The organism is Siminovitchia fortis (assembly GCF_007681465.1).
Taxonomy (GTDB): domain Bacteria; phylum Bacillota; class Bacilli; order Bacillales; family Bacillaceae_C; genus Siminovitchia; species Siminovitchia fortis.
This window is the reverse complement of record NZ_VEKZ01000071.1, coordinates 1-16900: the sequence shown is the minus strand read 5'-3', so window position 1 is coordinate 16900 and position 16900 is coordinate 1. Positions and strand designations below refer to the sequence as shown.

Sequence of the window (16900 nt, the reverse complement as noted above, 5' to 3'; positions counted from 1 at the left end):
CGATGGCGCCTGGAGCTGGACATTATGTAATCTTTGTTTGAAGAGAAAATTCGGTGAAATTTTATGCTTTAACTATAAAAAAACATCCCGCCATATGGCAGGATGCTTCTCCGGCTGCAGTGCCTTTTCAGTTATTCAGCTATTTTCCCGCGAAGAACCAATGGCAGGATACCGCCATTGCGGTAATAGTCGATTTCCACGACAGAGTCAAAGCGGACGAGTGCTTCAAATTCCGTTTTGCTTCCATCCTCTGCAACTGCTGTGACTTTTACAATATCACGGGGTTTGACATTTTCATCGATTTGAACATTGATGACTTCTTTTCCTGTCAATCCGAGTACATCCGCATTTTCACCTTTTTTGAACTGTAAAGGAAGGACGCCCATCATGGCAAGGTTTGAACGGTGAATACGTTCATAGCTTTCTGCAATGACCGTTTTAATGCCGAGCAGGTAGGTTCCTTTTGCCGCCCAGTCACGGGATGAACCCATTCCATAGTCTTTACCTGCAAGAACGACGAGTCCTGTTCCATCTTCCTTATATCTCATGCATGTATCATACATGGATCCGACTTCTCCTGTAGGCCAGTATGTGGAATAACCGCCTTCTGTTCCTGGCGCAACCTGGTTGCGAATGCGGATATTGGCAAATGTACCGCGCATCATGACCTCATGGTTTCCTCTTCGTGAACCGTAAGAGTTAAAATCACGCGGCTGTACGCCATGCTCAAGCAGGTATTTTCCTGCAGGCGTGTCCTTTCCGATTGCCCCTGCCGGAGAAATATGGTCTGTTGTTACAGAGTCCCCGAATTTCCCTACAATGCGCAAATTCTTCAATGGTTCAATTGTAGCCAATTCTTTTGATAAGTTTTCAAAGAACGGCGGATTTTGAATATACGTTGACTCAGAATTCCAATTGTAAAGTGGTTCGTTGCTCGTTTTAATTTCGTTCCAGCGCTTATTATCGCTGAATACATGTTCATATTCCTTACGGAATAATTCAGGTGTAACAGTCTTTTTGACCGTTTCTGCCACCTCTTCCTTGGTTGGCCAGATATCTTTCATAAATATGTCATTGCCGTCAGCATCTTTTCCAAGCGGCTCTTTTGTTAAATCAATATCTACAGTCCCGGCAAGCGCATAGGCAACTACAAGCGGAGGTGATGCAAGATAGTTCCCTTTTACAAGCGGATGAATACGGCCTTCGAAGTTACGGTTTCCGGAAAGTACAGAAGTGACAAGAAGATCGTTCTCTATAATCGACTTTTCAATTTCTTCTTTTAATGGACCGGAGTTTCCGATACATGTCGTACAGCCGTAACCTACAAGATCGAATCCAAGCTTGGACAAATAAGGCATTAGGCCCGCATCACGCAAATATCCTGTAACAACTTTGGAACCCGGTGCAAGAGATGTTTTTACATATTTCGGTACTTGCAACCCTTTTTCAACAGCTTTTTTAGCAAGCAGCCCGGCTCCGAGCATCACATACGGGTTAGAAGTGTTTGTACAGCTTGTAATGGCTGCAATGACAACAGCACCTGTTTTCATTTTTTCTTCAGTGCCGTCATCGAACTTGACTTTCACTTCTTTAGTGATTTCTGCCGGTTCAAGCCCGAAACTTTGGTTGCTGACCGGTGCACTCAATGCTTCCTTGAACGTACTCTTCATCTGAGAAAGGGGAATCAAGTCCTGCGGACGTTTTGGCCCGGAAAGATTTGCTTCTATTTCTGAAAGGTCAATTTCTACAATATCTTTGTAAACAGGCTCCTCTTTATCTACAGTGAAGAACATATCGTTCTCACGCAAATATTTCTCGACAAGCTGTACTTGTTCTTCAGGGCGCCCTGTCAAACGAAGATAGTTCAAAGTTTCCTCATCAACAGGGAAAAATCCGCATGTCGCACCATATTCAGGTGCCATATTGGCAACCGTCGCACGATCAGCAAGCGGCAACGTGGCGACACCTTCTCCGAAGAACTCTACAAATTTGCCGACAACTCCATGTGTGCGGAGAACATTTGTCACTTTTAATGCCAAGTCAGTCGCGGTTGCTCCGTTAGGCAGTTCTCCGGTAAGCTTTACGCCTACTACCTCAGGAATAGGGAAATAAGACGGTTGCCCCAGCATGCCGGCCTCGGCTTCAATTCCGCCGACACCCCATCCGAGAACGCCGATACCATTGATCATTGTCGTATGGGAGTCTGTTCCGACAAGAGTATCCGGAAACGCCTCATAATCTCCATCCGGAGTTTCAATGGAATGAACAACATTCGCAAGGTACTCAAGGTTCACCTGGTGGACAATTCCTGTTGCAGGAGGGACCGCACGGTAATTTTTAAATGCTTTTTGTGCCCAGCTTAAAAATTCATAGCGTTCCGCATTACGTTCAAATTCATAGTCCATGTTCATTTGAAGAGCTTGAGGAGAACCATACGTATCCACCTGTACAGAGTGGTCGATTACCAAATCAACCGGAATTTCAGGATTGATTTTTTCTGCGTCTCCGCCAAGGTCTGACATGGCTTTTCTTAATGCAGCCAAATCAACTACAGCCGGCACACCTGTGAAATCCTGCAAAATGACACGGGAAGGCTTAAATGGAACTTCCCCATCCTGAACTTCCCCGGTTGCCCATTTTGCCAAGTTTTCTACGTGCTCTTTTGTAATGACTCGTCCGTCATATTGCCTAAGGACAGATTCCAAGAGTACTTTAATGGAATATGGCAAACGGGAGATCGATGCCACTCCCCCATCTTCCAAGGCGGACAAGCGGTAAAAATGATACCGTTTGCCATCAATCTCAAAAGATGAGCGGGCGTTAAAAATGTCGTTTTTGGTTTTTGCCATTTCAATTACCCCTTTTGATCATTTTTCTTTTCCGAACAGCAATTTTGCCAATCCCGAAAAGGAATTGGCTTTGTTCACAATTTAATCATATTACATATTGGGGCATAAGTAAATAATAAGAAAGTTATTGAAAACAATAAGTATCACTTATTAAAAATAATGTTTATCCAGCTTCTCGATAACGAATTTTGGGATAATCTGTCGGAAATTTTGCTCTTCACAATGAAAAACGAGATAGCATGGGAAGGTAAAAAAATGTTTATCCTTTAGGTGATCAGGCAATAATAAAACAAAGGCAAAAAGAAAAATCCAAGAAGGAGATGATTTTACATGGGCTTTCTATTATATCTGATTGTTGGCGGAATTATCGGTTGGCTTGCCGGATTGATTTTAGGGAAGGACGTTCCTGGAGGAATTATTGGTAATATCATTGCAGGTATTATTGGAGCATGGATTGGCGGGGCGTTATTCGGGAATTGGGGACCAACGATGGCGGGCATCGCAATTGTTCCTGCGTTGATCGGAGCCATTATATTGGTATTGGTTCTCAGCCTTATTATGGGAGCCATGGCCAGAGGCCGCAAATCTTAAATTGCCTTGGATTCGGGAGCTTATGCTCCCGTTTTCTATTTTCTTTGATACTTTTCAGCGTAATATAAAACTTCCTCGACATATTCGTTGCTGTGGTTATAGGCAAAAACGGCTTTCTCGAAGTCGCCTGCTGCTGCTCCGTTTTTTGCCAAATAATTCGCTGCAGTAAATATCGAGTCTTCGATATCCCATGGATCGGCCTTGCCATCCCCATTAGCATCAACGCCGTATCCGCCGTATTTTTTTATCACAGCAGGATCGGTTTTTTCATCTTCGGGGATATCGCCTGTACCAAGCCCGTCGCAACTGGGATGTGACCAGCCTACAAATGTACATGGCATGAACTGCATATGTCCCTCGGCACCAACAGGAGAAATCATTGGATCCATTGTGGAAAAAATCGTTTCAACCCGGTGATGTGCCGCCAACAAATACCAGGGAACACCGTATTCCATTTCGGCGGCTTTATATATTGGCATGAATTCACTTGGAACTTCCTCATTGGGCTGTGGATCTTGTTTCTCTATGTTTTGTTTGTCCAAATATGTAAGCAACAGCATAAAGGCTGCAAAAGGCAATATGAGCATAAGCAAAACCCTGCGTTTTCTTTTGGATGGTTTACTTTGAACCGCAGGTCTTTTTTTGCTTATTTTATTCATTTATAGTCTCTCCTTCTCAAACAGCACCCTGCCATGATTGGGCAATCATCCCTGCCCGCTCTCCCATTATCGGAAAGTTTTCCGTTTTTGGCAAGGAAAACCGGCCTGCTTATGATGCTCCGCTTTCATAAAATAATATGATTTTGCCTTCATACAGCTGATCAGCATACTTTTTTGCCTCTTCCGCTTTTAATCCCGATGCAATCAACAGATCCTTGACATCCTTATGGCTTTTCCCTTCTATGAGTGATGCCAAGGGACCGGCGGCAATAATAGGGCCCAATCCCGGAACCGTCAACCCGGGGACGACAAATCCTCCGCTGATCCCTGTGAGAAAACCGCTGATGATTCCAAATGCCTCTTCGCTGGCCGCATGCCTGTCGTGAACATTTGTTTCATTTTCGATTAATTCTGTTTTGGATTCATCCACTGCCAAAACAGAGAAATTCTCCTCTTTAAAGCCTTCAAGAAGAAATGTTTTGATGACGCCTATCACTTCTTCCTCTGTATCGTATATGCCTACAACACTAATACTCATGCCCATTCCTCCTTTCCATTATTGTACCCCTTTTCCTGCCTATATAAAACAAGACCTAACCGTTCGTGGTTAGGTCTCTCAAAGGTGATTTATTAATGCAGCACTTTAATTTTTACCGTTTTGACACCGAAATTCATTGCTTCCGATTTTGACGGCACAAAAACGTCAATTTTGTTGCCTTTGATGGCTCCGCCTGTATCACCGGCAATCGCTGTTCCGTATCCCTCCACAAAAACCTTTGAACCGAGTGGGATGACGGATGGATCCACGGCTATCACCTTTTGTCCGGGATTTGCCCGAAGATCGATGCCTGTTGCCGTAACACCGGAACAGCCATTGCAACTAGCAGTATAGGCTGTTGCCGTTACAGTCATTTCCTTGCCTTGCGGGCTTGCGGACACTTCCTTTTCAGCAGGAGCAGGTGCTTGAGCTGGTTCAGGTTCAGGTGCAGGCTGCGGTGCAGGCTCAGATTCAGGTGCAGGAGCAGGTGCCGGTTGTTCTGAAACTGTGTTTACCGCCTCAGTCTGCACCGGAACTGCACTGCCTTGTACCGCCAGCTTCTGGCCGGGGTGAATCAGTTCAGATGATAAATTGTTCCAAGCTTTTAACTCATTGACTTGGACTCCAAATTTTTGTGAGATTTTCCATAAGGAATCCCCTGATTTAACTGTATATATATCATCTATATTTTGTTCCTTATTAACAGCCGTATCGGCAGAAATATGTAGCTGCTGATTGGGAAAAATGAGATCGCTGGAAAGATTGTTCCAGGACTTTAACTGTTGGACTGAGGTTCCGTACTTTTGCGAGATGCTCCATAAAGAATCGCCCTGCTGAACCTCATATGCCTCTGCTGCAGCTGATGCCTGCCCACCTGCAAATACCCCTGCAATGATGGCCCCTGTGAAAAATGCGATAAGCTTTTTTCTCATTTTTGTTCCTCCTTTTTTGTTAGTCGAAGATCGCTAACGATGACTATGCTAACAGAGGAACATATCAAACGAATAACAGGATTATTTATCTTCTATTACAAATATATTGCATGCTGTTACATCCGGCACATTACGATAGTATTAGATAAATGCATGCAAATAGGGACAAAGGCGCTTTTCAAATATCGACATCCTTGCTGTGCTGGTAAAATGTTTTTTCCCCGGCAAATAATGTGAAAGCTATGACAGCAATAAAGAAAAAGCTGGAGATTTGGAATAATTTTGCTGTATCAATAAATAGGGCAACCATTCCAAAAACTAGTCCGCTCATCCCGATCCCCACATCGATTGCTGAATAAAACATCCCATTTGCCACTCCTCTCCGGGTTTTTGGCGTTTTTGCCAGTACCCATGCCTGAAGGGCAGGAATCAAAGAACCATATCCGGCTCCGAATAAGCAGCCTGAAATGGCAATTCCCTCCCAGCCGGTTGAGAAAGATAATATCCACATGGATATGAAAGTCAGGCTCGAACAAACGATCACCAAAATCTTTGGCCCGTTCCTGTCGAACCACCTTCCCGTTACCGGGCGGACAAGTGTTGCGGTAACAGCATTCAAAATATAGAATAAAAAAATTTGGTCAATTCCGCGCTCTTCGGAAAAAATAACGATAAACGTGACAATCGTGCCATACCCAAAAGTGGCCAGCAATGTGATAAAAGCCGGGAACCAGCTGGACGTTTCGATGAACGATCCCGAAAAAGAAAAACGAACATCCTCTTTTTTTATCATTTTTACGCTTTCCGGTGTTTGATATTTTATAATAGAAAACATTATGAGGGCGATAAAACCCAGAACTGCGGAAAAAATGATCATGATATCAAAGGAATAATGTTGATACAAAAATATACCGACACTGGGAGCGATGATCATGCCAACTGTTATGGAGAGCCCAAAATACCCCATCCCTTCCCCGATTCGGTCATTGGGCACGATATCAACCGCAGCCGTTCCATTAACGGTTGAAGACCATCCCCACATAAATCCATGCAGAAACCGGAATAACAACAGGATGAACACGATTTGCGTAAGGGGATACAGAATGGTAACAAGCAGAAGGCCTGCCGCTCCAATTAAAATAAGCCACCGCCGTTGGCAAAACTCCAATAAATAACCGATAAAGGGCCTGATAAGTACAGCACCAATCGAAAATACCATGGTGACCATGCCAATCTCAATGCCTGAGGCCCCCAGCTTCTTTACATAAGGCGGGACTGTCGGAATCAGCATCTGGAAACTCATAAATATAAACAAATTTGCAAGGACTAACAACGTGAAGGATTTTGTCCATAATTTACCCCTGGTTGAACTGTTTTCTCTTTTCATTATTTTCACCTTTCGCTAAAAAAACTTGGAACACTGCTCTTTTAAACATATAGCGAATAGGAAAATAATACAAGAATAATATTTCGTCGTGCGAAGCTTTTGTTTAAGCATAAGCAATCCTTTTTCCTTTGCAGCTGAAAAAACCGGCCCTTGACAACAAGGCCGGCTTTCATGTTTAATTTTATCCTCTAAATGCATTTTTTAATAACCGCTCCGCTGCAGATTTTGGATCGGCAGCTCTTGTAATTGATGATATTACAGCTAATCCGTCTATCTTATATTCCTGAAGCATTCCTGCGTTTTGTTCGGTTATGCCGCCGATGGCTACAACAGGAATGGTTACGGATTCAATTATTTTTTCCAGCATTCCTTTCGGAAGGAGCTTGGCATCAGGTTTTGACAATGTCGGAAAGATGGAACCTACGCCAATATAATCCGCCCCCTTTTCCTCTGCAAGAACGGCTTCCTCCACGGTACGGGCGGATATTCCGACAACCATGGAATCCGGAATGATCTTTTTTACCGCTTCCAGCGGAAGATCTGATTGTCCGACATGGACTCCTGCGGCACCTACTGCCAAAGCAACATCCACACGGTCATTTATAATTAATGGTATGGATAATGTATCGAGGAAGCTTTTCAATTTAAGGGCCTTCTCATAAAAAATCCGCCCTTCAGAACTTTTTTCCCTTAATTGAACGAGGCTTACACCCCCGCTTACGGCCTGTTTGATGACCGGCAAAAGCTGTTCGAAAGGCATATCTTCTTCTGTCACTAAATATAGTTTATAATTAATATCATACTTCAATTACCCCTACCCCTTAATAGACCTGCTCATAAAAATGGTGAAAATGATTGGCCGGGCCGTGTCCTTGTCCGATGTCTAGGCTTTCGGCAATGGCAGCCGTAATGTAATCCTTCGCATTTCCGATGGCCGTCAACATACTCTCACCTTTCGCCAAGTGAGCAGCAATGGCGGATGAAAGCGTGCATCCGGTCCCGTGGACATTTTTCGTTTCAACCCGTTCACCTTTAAATAAATGAAATTGTTTTCCGTCGTAAAACAGGTCATTGGGGTCCCCATCCAGATGACCGCCTTTTATGAGCACTGCTTTTGGCCCTTTTTCCATGATATCCCGGCAAGCCTTATACATATCAGGTTCCGAATTTATCTTCCTGCCGGATAAAATTTCGGCTTCAGGAATATTCGGGGTAACCAGCGAAGACAATGGCAGCAGAATTTCATTGAGTTCAGCGACAGCATTGAGTTCCAGCAAATGGTGGCCCCCCTTTGAAACCATGACAGGATCCAGTACAACATGCTCCGGTTTGTATTTTATTAGACTTTTTGCAACTGTTTTGATGATTGCCGAATTACCCAGCATGCCTATTTTTACAGCATCCACGCCTATATCGTCAAAAACGGCTGCAATCTGATCACTGATCATATCCAAGTCAATATTTTGAACAGATCTGACTTCTACAGTATTCTGGGCAGTGATGGCTGTAATCGCTGACATCCCGAATACTCCCAGGGCAGAGAATGTTTTTAAATCCGCTTGTATCCCGGCTCCGCCCCCTGAATCAGAGCCGGCGATGGTAAGTGCTGTTTTCATGAAGCAAACCTCCAATCGCTCTATTTTTTATACCATCATGAGCACCCCACCTGCTCATAAGACAAACATCAGATCTGCCATTCTTGTTTGTGGTAATTCATATCCCAGAAGAGATATTCATATTTGGATGTGATCAGGAAATGCTTTTCAAGCAGCGCCAGTTCTCTTTCCGGCTTACCGTTTGTCAGCTCATTCAGTAATTCAATCAGCCATTCTCCCAATGCGCCAAACTCTTCTGATGAGTATGTTTCTACCCATTTCTTGTAAGGATTGCTTTCCAAACTGCCTTTATATTGTTCTTTCAGCCGTTTGCCGGTTTCAGCATAATGCCAGGCACATGGGAGCAAAGCTGCAATCAATTCGGCAAGTGTTCCGTTGTGGGCGACATTTAACATATAGCGGGTATAGGCAAGATTAACAGGTGTTGGTTCGGTTTCCTCCAATTCATCCCTTGTTATTCCGAATTCTGCAGCATACTGCCGATGCAGCTCCATCTCAAAATGAAGATGTTCATGAAGCAAATGGGCAAACCGCTCCATCGTTTCGAGATTCTGAGACTTTTGCACGCCGATGGCAAACAGTTTTACATAATCGATCAGGTAGACATAATCTTGTTTCATATAGTAGACGAACTTATCTTCAGAGAGCGTCCCGTCCCCGATTCCTTGAACAAACGGATGCTGATAGCTCTTTTCCCAAATTTCCTTGGCATTTTCATAAAGTCTGTCAGTAAATAACATCTTGTCCACTCGCATTTTATGTACAGCTCCTTCATGTTTATTGCGCCTCTCATCCCCGCTTATTAAACGCAAAAAACCGCCCCTCTAAAAAGGAAGCGGCTGCATAGCAATACAAATAACGTATTCTCAGCCTGCTTCCCTACGCTGGCATAAACCAGATCAGGTTCAAAGGGTATCAATCAATGATTTCTCTCAGCATAAAGCTCCCCTAGCAGACACAATCGTATTCTGTTTTTGGATTAAACGAAGAAATAAGAGATGCGTTCAATCTTCACTATAGCAGGAATATTTCAAAAAGCAAGCCTAGTTGATAAATAAGCTCATGATATAGACCATGAACGGGATGGTGATCAACCCGAGAAGCGTAGATAGAACGGTAGTTAAAGCCCCCATCTGTTCATCGGCCGAATACCTGGCAAACAGAATGGATGCCAACGTAATGGTAGGCATCATCGATTGAATGAGCACCGTTTGTATCAACACAGCATCAAAATTAAAGAAATGAATCATAAATATGGTGGCAATCGGAAGCAATATGAGCTTTACTGTAATCGGAACCCATGTTTGGGGCACAGACTGGCGGACAATTCCCCGCTGCAGCCCCATAATCATCATCCCAATATAAAACATGGCGAGCGGAGCTGCCAGGGCGGCAAGCCGATCTGTCAATCCGATGATTATTTCCGGAGGCTTCATATTGAAAAAAGCAGCAAACAAGCCGATGACGATGGCAGCTGTCGGAATGTTAATCATCGATTTTAATGTTTGCAATGCAAATTTCCGGTTCTTCTGCAACATCACAACCCCGACTGTCCAAATTGTGACGTCAACTCCGGCATCAAAAATAGCCGCATACAGCGCCCCTTCAGGGCCCAATAATGCAGCGCACAGCGGGATTCCGATAAAGCCGGTATTACCGAGTCCTGACAGTAAAGCAATTTCTCTGGTGCGGTTCGACCCTTTTTGAAAAAGGTTCGCAAAAATCCAGCCCATTGCGATACCGACAACATTAATAATAATGGATAACACAAAAACCAATACAATTTTCCGGAACATATCTTCATTCATATCTACATGGAAAATACTTGATAGAATGATGCATGGCATTGCCACATTAACGATCATATTGATGAATAAGGTCCGTGTTTCATTATTTAGCGGCGAAGTTCTTGCCAATATCGCACCGATGATAATCATCATCGTAATAATAAGTATTGATTGAAAAACAATTGTAAACTCCATTTCTCTCCCCATTTCCGCACCGAAAACTGACATTAACAGAAAAAAGCGAAGAAATCGATTGGCCGCATCTTTTTTCAATAGAATGCAGTCAATGCATCATTCTTCACTCGTTTAATTATACATAAAGTTTTTTGTAAGACAACAGATAAAGTGAAACTTCAATCAGTGGGGGTTTTCTTCATCCCCCACTGATTGTTAGTTGAACGAATCGGGCTTTTACGGGCAGTTGATCTTCCACCTAAACTACCCGATTCATTAAAGTTTTGAGGTGGGAGTCTTACTGCCCGTTAATGCGGGATAAAAATGAACAGTATCAAACAACCATCTGCCCTTTTTCTTCCGTCCCGGCCCCTTCGCCTTTTGGCAGCGTTTCCAGTTCTGAAATCCATTCGATCTTAACAGTGGGCTTTAGATGCAGCCTATCATTCGAATGAACACGAATTGTATGGACGTCCGGAGTATTTTCAGAAAGTGTACAGATTCCTTCAATCATGTCCTGCTCCGTCTTCAAACGAACCAAATACGTTCCTTTTCGAGGAAGCATATAATCCTTGAAAGATACTTTCACCATTGTCTTTTGATTTTTTAAATCGTATGATTCATCTTCAATTTGTCCGCAGGTAGAGTAAAAGTTTCCCAAAAAATGAGGGACCAGCTCCACCGCTCCGCCATTTAATAGTTCCCTTATTTTAGTGGAGCTGATCTTAATATTCTTATACGTTTCCTTAGAAACAACCGTGATATCAAATTCTCCATCTCCGTCATCCCTTATGCGGTCCATGTTTCCCTGGCCTTTGTATCCATAGGTGAAATCAAATCCGGCCACAACATGTGTGCAATTTAATCCGCAAATATACTCTTGAACGAAATCCGCTGGTGCAAGTTTGGCGAATTCGTGATTAAATGTCACAATAAAAAGTTTTTCAACACCTAAATCTTTAAAAATCTCCTTTTTGGCATCTAAAGGTGATAAATATTTGCTTATTTTTTGATTCGTTGGCAGGACATTGCTCGGATGAGGAAAGAAGGTCATTACTGCCAATGTGAGATTTTTCCGTTCGGCAATGCCTCTGGAGGTTTCAATCAATTTCCGATGTCCCAAATGAACGCCGTCAAAAAAACCAAGAGCCATGACACATGGTTCATTTTCCAGCGCTTTCACATCAAACGGTCCTTTTATATAAACTGTTTCCACTTCTAACACCACCGTCATCGTTTTTTACAGGAAGGTTGTTCTTTTCTGTATCATATACCACTTCATATACGATTTCAATAATTATCATATAATTCTTAAATCCCTTTCTATTTCATTCAATAAATTGGCCTCACCAATGTCTTGGGTTGTACATAAAATGATGGTAAAGGGGGTGTGTTACCATGTCTTTCTTTGAAAATACATCTTTTGGCCTTTATCTGGCAGCCATTGTTGCCGGATACGCCCTTCTGTATTTGACAATTCTTCTTCCAGGACCTCTTGCAGCTTTTTCAACAGTCATTATGATCGTTTCTGTCATCATCATCGTTCTTTTTTCCGTAGTCCTTATTGTAAAAGCGCTCAGGTCGCTGTTATCAAGGTGATACAAAAAAGAGGAGCAGATATTAAGCTGGCTCCTCTTTTCTGATTACTGTATTTCAATCCCGTTTTCCGGTGTCAAACTTGCCAGAACATGGACACGTAAAATGAACCCTGTCAGCTTATTCTCTTCATTTACGACAGCAAGTGGAAATTTCGATTCCAACACTTTCGGAATCAAATCACTCACATATACATCTTCATCTACCACCGTTATATCATGACGCATTACTTCTTCCAGCCGTTTTTTCTCTCTAAGTCCCTTGATTGCATCATCAATCGTTACAATTCCCTTCACGCTGCGTTGGCGGTCAACGACAAAGACGCTTGAAATTCCGTTTGCCTGCATTTCCTTGATTGCCACATTCAAGCCGTCCTTTAAGGAGACGAGAGCATTCGGCTTGATCATCACATGACTGGCCTGAATCACTCTTGATCGGTCGATGTCTTTGATAAACTCGGAGATATAGTCATTTGCAGGGTTTTCGATTATTTCTTCCGGTGTGCCGACTTGGACAACATGCCCGTCTTTCATAACGGCTACCCGGTCCCCCATTTTGAATGCCTCGTTCACATCATGCGTTATGAAAATGATGGTTTTTTGCAGCCTGTTTTGGATATCGAGCAGTTCAATCTGCATTTCTCTCCGGATCAGGGGGTCCAGTGCGCTGAAAGGTTCATCCATCAACAGGATGTCGGGATCATTTGATAATGCCCGGGCCAATCCGACCCGCTGTTGCATTCCTCCGGACAATTCATCCGGATATTTATCCTCATATCCCTTCAAGCCCACGATCTCGATATTTTTCAATGCAATTTCTCTCCGCTCCTTTTTTGGGATTTGGCGGATTTCAAGACCGTATTCCACATTTGCAAGAACCGTCCTATGGCTGAACAGCCCGAAATGCTGAAAAACCATGGCGATCTTTTCCTGCCTTACTTTCTTTAATCCAGCATTGCCGCATTTCATAATATTTTCATTGTCTATATAGATCGCACCGTCGGTCGGTTTATTCAATAGATTAAAACAGCGGATCAAAGTGGATTTCCCACTGCCGGACAAGCCCATAATCACAAAAATTTCACCTTTTTTTATTTCAAGCGAGGCATCGTAAACGCCTACTGTATGCCCGGTCTTCTTCAGAATTTCTGCCTTGGACATGCCTTTTTTAATCAAAGGGATGACAGACTTCGGTTTGGGGCCGAATATTTTTGAAACATGCTCAACCTTGATTTGTGTTGTCATTGCCCTACCCTCCTGTGTTTTTGAAACTTATCGGCGGCGCCATTCGTAATCCGGTCAATAATAATGGCTAAAAACACAATGCTTATCCCAGCCTCGAAGCCCAATGCAATATCGATGCGGTTAATCGCGACAAGAACTTGTTCTCCCAGGCCTGATGCGCCGACCATGGAAGCAATGACAACCATGGCAAGTGCCATCATCGTTGTCTGGTTTACTCCGGCCATGATGGTAGGCAGAGCTTGGGGAAGCTGGACTTTTCGCAGCATTTGCCATCTGGATGATCCAAATGACTGCGCCGACTCAATGACTTCTTTATCAACACCACGGATAGCAAGCTCGGTTAATCGGATAACAGGCGGCAAAGCGTATATAAGAGTAGCGAAAATCGCGGAGACGTTACCTAAACCGAAGAAAAAGATGGCAGGAATCAAATAAACAAAGCTCGGCATTGTTTGCATCGCATCCAAAATCGGTCGCATAACTGTCGAAAAGCCCTTGCTGTAAGACATCCATATCCCCAATGGAATGCCGATAACCAGGCATATGAGAACTGCGGTCACGATAATGGCGATTGTTGTCATCATATCTTCCCACAAGCCAAATGTACCGATCAAAAAGATAAATGCCGCATATAAAACACCTGAAAAAACAGATCGGAAGTACCATCCGAGCAAAAAGACCACAATGATAAAAAACCACCAGGGCATCCACAATAAAAAATCCTGTATCCCATTGATTGACTTGGAAGTAATCAAAAAGAGAAAGTCAAAAAATCCTTCCAGGGTCCTGTCAAGAAAATCGACAAGATCGCTGGCATAACTGCCTAAATTTGTCCTTATATCCGGAAATTCCATCATACTATTACCCTCACCCATTCTCTAATTTCGATTGAGAAAAAGCAGCCGGCACAAGCGGCCAGCTGCCAGATACTTAAAGTGCTTCCTTTACTTTTTGTGCTTTATCTTCAGGGATCCATTTCGTCCACACATCTTCGTGCTCCTTCATCCACCAAATGGCGGCTTCTTCGGCCGAGGCTCCTTCGTCTTCCATGTATTGCAGGGCTTCCTCCGTCAATGCACTGCTGGTTTCATAATTTTTAAGAAATTCCACAGCTTCAGGTGCCTTCTCAGGCATTTTTTTGTTTACCGCTGTGACGACGTCATTTGGAGGGAATTTTGTCTTTTTTGTTTCTTCCCAAGTTTTTTCATCATATTCCGGTTCTTCGAGCAGGACTAGATCATACTTGGCAGTGATCGCTGTCGGGGACCAATAATATCCGACCCAGCCTTTTCCTGATTTATAAGCATCAACCAGTGACGCAACTATTGCCGAATCTGATCCAGGCTTGAAATTGTTGAGTGTTTTATCCAGGCCGTAGGCTTCAAACTTAGCATCAATATGATCAGCCACCACCCAGCCGCTCGGTGCATTGATCACCCTTCCCCGGTCGGGATCCTCAGGATCCGCAAAAACATCGGGATATTTTTTTAAATCTTCCACTGTTTTTAAATCCGGTGCCAGTGGTTTGATGCCGCGCTCTTTATCACCGTGAATGACATAGGAAGGAACATACAGGCCTTGGTCGTTGTCATCGAAATTGACCGAAGTTTTAATAATATCGCCTGATTCAATGGCGTCTTCATACACTTCCTTGACATTGTCTGTCCAAACTTCCATGTATACATCAATATCGCCTTTTCTTAGCCCTTGAAGTGTGGCTGAGGTTGATCCCGCTGTCACATCGGTTTTATATCCATATCCTTCTTCAATGATTTTTTGGGCAATTGCGTTATGAATCCTGATGCTGTCCCACCCTGCATCAGCAAATACTATCTTATCCATTCCATTTTTGGATTTTCTTTCACTGCTTCCGCTTCCCCCGCAAGCTGTTAACAAAAGGAGCGTTGCTGCGGCTAGAATGCTGCCGATTTTTTTCACGTTTTCTTCTCCTTTTCTCTTTTTATAAATGTTTTAGACTTGAAGTCCGTCATTTTATTACGTAACAAAATGAGTGAAAAATTGAATAAAATGCTTCGAAACATGTTCCACTGTTTTAGCTTATCGAACTAGCATGATGATATCAAACGAGTATAAGCGCCGATTTAAGTGATTAATCCCGCTGAGACAGAGTTAGCCTGGAATTTATCTGCCGTCGTTTACTTATATTGCTGAATGCTCTGTTTATCTACCCTGTTCAATAGATTTTTATTCAGGTAGGTACCAATACCCTGCTTCAGCTTTAATAAACTTTTTTATTCCTTTTTTCAAGCCCAAATTCTCCTTGTCTTCGTCCGGGCATATAATCTTTCCGGGTGGTTAAGCTAATATATTAGGACAGTTGCCGTGTTTAAAAAGGAGTATCTATATGGATCAAAATTTGTTGGCCGTGCTAATCGGAATTTTTTTTGGCTGTATAGCCCGGGGGTTGTTGCTTCGCACTGACTTCAGGCAGTACCCGACATATCCGCAGGGACGGATCATTCACCTCTCAATGGGATTTATTGCTTCTTTTATCGGAGCAGTTGCCGTCCCGGCGGTACTTGAATCGAATTGGACCGCCGTCACTTTTTTGGGACTGGCAGCAACCCAATTCCGGGAAGTGAGAAAAATGGAGCGGGAGACACTGACAAATATAGATTCAAGCGAACTGGTAAAACGCGGAACACCTTTCATAGAAGGGATGGCCCAAGCTTTTGAAAGCAGAAACTATCTTGTCATGTTTACTGCCCTGATTACCGCCCTGTTTACCGTTTTTTTACCATGGGCAGGCATTGTCGCCGGGATCATCATGCTTTTTATAGTAAAGCATAAGATGACAGGGAACATTTTGGCAGCAATCGCCGACGTCTCCGAGGGGGTTATTCGTTTTGAAGGGCCTAATCTTTATGTCGGTGATATTCATATAAAAAATGTCGGATTGGAAGCAAGCCGAAAGTTGATTTTGGAACGGGGGGTTGGAGCCATCATTACGCCAAGAAATGAAAACAGCGTTGTGATCATCTCAAATCTTGGACAAAGGCAGGCCATGCTCCATCACGTTGCCAATATATTGGGGGCCTACCTGGATACAGGTGAACCAGATATTGTTCCCCTCTCAAAAAGAAATATGGATGACGGGAGAGTCGCCTTGTTTCTCATGCCGCAAGAGAAGGAATTTCAACAAATCAAAACGGTGCTCGAGCATGTCCCTGTGCTTGACAGCGCGATAAGGCTGCCAAGCGAAGGGAACAAAGGCAAATAGGAGGAATCCTCCCATGTCCGAAAGGAAGAATGAACAAGTGGCTGAAAACCCAGATATAAAAGCAATCATTACCACAGATAAGGATCTGGTCATCAACAGCGGTGTGCCAGTCTTCTTATCAAAGGACCAGGAGGCGCTGCAGGAGCTGAGCCAAAACCTAGAAAGAATATTAGACGCTTCCTCCCATGAAATTAATAATGAAACTGTCATTATCGTGGCAAGATAAGAAAAACCGGGCAAAAACCGCCCGGTCCTTTTTTGTTTAGAGGATATCCGATAATTTGTA

General features: G+C 43.4%; 17 protein-coding genes and 1 riboswitch. Of the genes, 4 read left to right on the top strand and 13 right to left on the bottom strand.

Annotated elements, in window-relative coordinates; genetic code table 11:
• Positions 1-131: 131 nt before the first annotated feature.
• Positions 132-2849: an aconitate hydratase AcnA gene (gene acnA, locus FS666_RS17180; protein ID WP_144463513.1), complete on the bottom strand. Its 2718-nt coding sequence runs from the start codon at positions 2847-2849 to the stop codon at positions 132-134.
• Positions 2850-3179: 330 nt separating this feature from the next.
• On the opposite strand from acnA, the gene FS666_RS17175 reads away from it, so the two are divergent.
• The gene (locus FS666_RS17175; protein WP_120073633.1) at positions 3180-3440 is read left to right on the top strand and encodes a GlsB/YeaQ/YmgE family stress response membrane protein; all 261 of its coding nucleotides are present in this window, start codon (positions 3180-3182) and stop codon (positions 3438-3440) included.
• A gap of 35 nt (positions 3441-3475) precedes the next feature.
• Here the strand turns inward: FS666_RS17175 and FS666_RS17170 are convergent, their stop codons facing one another.
• The 9 genes from FS666_RS17170 to FS666_RS17130 form a co-directional block, all read right to left on the bottom strand.
• Positions 3476-4099: a lytic transglycosylase domain-containing protein gene (locus FS666_RS17170; RefSeq protein ID WP_186306602.1), complete on the bottom strand. Its 624-nt coding sequence runs from the start codon at positions 4097-4099 to the stop codon at positions 3476-3478.
• Between the two features lie 109 nt (positions 4100-4208).
• The gene (locus FS666_RS17165; protein ID WP_186306603.1) at positions 4209-4637 is read right to left on the bottom strand and encodes a general stress protein; all 429 of its coding nucleotides are present in this window, start codon (positions 4635-4637) and stop codon (positions 4209-4211) included.
• 92 nt (positions 4638-4729) lie between these two features.
• Positions 4730-5569 (bottom strand): LysM peptidoglycan-binding and 3D domain-containing protein, encoded by an 840-nt coding sequence (locus FS666_RS17160; protein WP_144463515.1) that lies wholly within the window; start codon positions 5567-5569, stop codon positions 4730-4732.
• Positions 5570-5747: 178 nt separating this feature from the next.
• Complete coding sequence (locus tag FS666_RS17155; protein WP_144463516.1) at positions 5748-6956, bottom strand: MFS transporter; 1209 nt, start codon at positions 6954-6956, stop codon at positions 5748-5750.
• A gap of 181 nt (positions 6957-7137) precedes the next feature.
• Positions 7138-7764 (bottom strand): thiamine phosphate synthase, encoded by a 627-nt coding sequence (thiE, locus tag FS666_RS17150; protein ID WP_144463517.1) that lies wholly within the window; start codon positions 7762-7764, stop codon positions 7138-7140.
• 13 nt (positions 7765-7777) lie between these two features.
• Complete coding sequence (gene thiD, locus FS666_RS17145; protein ID WP_144463518.1) at positions 7778-8572, bottom strand: bifunctional hydroxymethylpyrimidine kinase/phosphomethylpyrimidine kinase; 795 nt, start codon at positions 8570-8572, stop codon at positions 7778-7780.
• 68 nt (positions 8573-8640) lie between these two features.
• Complete coding sequence (gene tenA, locus FS666_RS17140) at positions 8641-9327, bottom strand: thiaminase II (protein ID WP_144463519.1); 687 nt, start codon at positions 9325-9327, stop codon at positions 8641-8643.
• 104 nt (positions 9328-9431) lie between these two features.
• Positions 9432-9532, bottom strand: a riboswitch (TPP riboswitch).
• Between the two features lie 83 nt (positions 9533-9615).
• A complete protein-coding gene (locus tag FS666_RS17135) occupies positions 9616-10554 on the bottom strand; it encodes an AEC family transporter (protein WP_144463520.1) in 939 nt (312 codons plus the stop codon).
• A gap of 313 nt (positions 10555-10867) precedes the next feature.
• Positions 10868-11749 (bottom strand): FAD synthetase family protein, encoded by an 882-nt coding sequence (locus tag FS666_RS17130; protein WP_186306604.1) that lies wholly within the window; start codon positions 11747-11749, stop codon positions 10868-10870.
• 182 nt (positions 11750-11931) lie between these two features.
• On the opposite strand from FS666_RS17130, the gene FS666_RS17125 reads away from it, so the two are divergent.
• Positions 11932-12132, top strand: coding sequence for a hypothetical protein (locus tag FS666_RS17125; protein WP_120073616.1), 201 nt, complete (start codon positions 11932-11934; stop codon positions 12130-12132).
• A 44-nt stretch (positions 12133-12176) separates the two neighbouring features.
• Here the strand turns inward: FS666_RS17125 and FS666_RS17120 are convergent, their stop codons facing one another.
• The 3 genes from FS666_RS17120 to FS666_RS17110 form a co-directional block, all read right to left on the bottom strand.
• On the bottom strand, positions 12177-13373 hold the full coding sequence (locus FS666_RS17120; protein ID WP_120073614.1) for a quaternary amine ABC transporter ATP-binding protein: 1197 nt from the start codon (positions 13371-13373) through the stop codon (positions 12177-12179).
• On the bottom strand, positions 13370-14230 hold the full coding sequence (locus FS666_RS17115) for an ABC transporter permease (protein WP_120073612.1): 861 nt from the start codon (positions 14228-14230) through the stop codon (positions 13370-13372). Before FS666_RS17115 ends, FS666_RS17120 begins: the two co-directional genes overlap by 4 nt.
• Before the next feature lie 73 nt (positions 14231-14303).
• Positions 14304-15311 (bottom strand): ABC transporter substrate-binding protein, encoded by a 1008-nt coding sequence (locus tag FS666_RS17110; RefSeq protein ID WP_120073610.1) that lies wholly within the window; start codon positions 15309-15311, stop codon positions 14304-14306.
• A 427-nt stretch (positions 15312-15738) separates the two neighbouring features.
• Between FS666_RS17110 and FS666_RS17105 the strand changes: the two genes are divergently transcribed.
• Entirely contained in the window at positions 15739-16614 is an 876-nt protein-coding gene (locus FS666_RS17105; RefSeq protein WP_120073608.1) for a YIEGIA family protein, read from the top strand.
• A gap of 13 nt (positions 16615-16627) precedes the next feature.
• On the top strand, positions 16628-16840 hold the full coding sequence (locus tag FS666_RS17100; protein WP_120073606.1) for a capping complex subunit for YIEGIA: 213 nt from the start codon (positions 16628-16630) through the stop codon (positions 16838-16840).
• Positions 16841-16900: the final 60 nt, after the last annotated feature.

Excerpts from the sequence above, each read along its gene's own strand:
- FS666_RS17120 (WP_120073614.1), bottom strand. The coding sequence starts at position 13,373 with ATGACAACACAAATCAAGGTTGAGCATGTTTCAAAAATATTCGGCCCC.
- thiD (WP_144463518.1), bottom strand. The coding sequence starts at position 8,572 with ATGAAAACAGCACTTACCATCGCCGGCTCTGATTCAGGGGGCGGAGCC.
- FS666_RS17155 (WP_144463516.1), bottom strand. The coding sequence starts at position 6,956 with ATGAAAAGAGAAAACAGTTCAACCAGGGGTAAATTATGGACAAAATCC.
- FS666_RS17160 (WP_144463515.1), bottom strand. The coding sequence starts at position 5,569 with ATGAGAAAAAAGCTTATCGCATTTTTCACAGGGGCCATCATTGCAGGG.
- FS666_RS17105 (WP_120073608.1), top strand. The coding sequence starts at position 15,739 with ATGGATCAAAATTTGTTGGCCGTGCTAATCGGAATTTTTTTTGGCTGT.
- FS666_RS17100 (WP_120073606.1), top strand. The coding sequence starts at position 16,628 with ATGTCCGAAAGGAAGAATGAACAAGTGGCTGAAAACCCAGATATAAAA.
- FS666_RS17170 (WP_186306602.1), bottom strand. The coding sequence starts at position 4,099 with ATGAATAAAATAAGCAAAAAAAGACCTGCGGTTCAAAGTAAACCATCC.
- tenA (WP_144463519.1), bottom strand. The coding sequence starts at position 9,327 with ATGCGAGTGGACAAGATGTTATTTACTGACAGACTTTATGAAAATGCC.
- FS666_RS17165 (WP_186306603.1), bottom strand. The coding sequence starts at position 4,637 with ATGAGTATTAGTGTTGTAGGCATATACGATACAGAGGAAGAAGTGATA.
- acnA (WP_144463513.1), bottom strand. The coding sequence starts at position 2,849 with ATGGCAAAAACCAAAAACGACATTTTTAACGCCCGCTCATCTTTTGAG.
- FS666_RS17175 (WP_120073633.1), top strand. The coding sequence starts at position 3,180 with ATGGGCTTTCTATTATATCTGATTGTTGGCGGAATTATCGGTTGGCTT.
- FS666_RS17135 (WP_144463520.1), bottom strand. The coding sequence starts at position 10,554 with ATGGAGTTTACAATTGTTTTTCAATCAATACTTATTATTACGATGATG.
- FS666_RS17115 (WP_120073612.1), bottom strand. The coding sequence starts at position 14,230 with ATGATGGAATTTCCGGATATAAGGACAAATTTAGGCAGTTATGCCAGC.
- FS666_RS17125 (WP_120073616.1), top strand. The coding sequence starts at position 11,932 with ATGTCTTTCTTTGAAAATACATCTTTTGGCCTTTATCTGGCAGCCATT.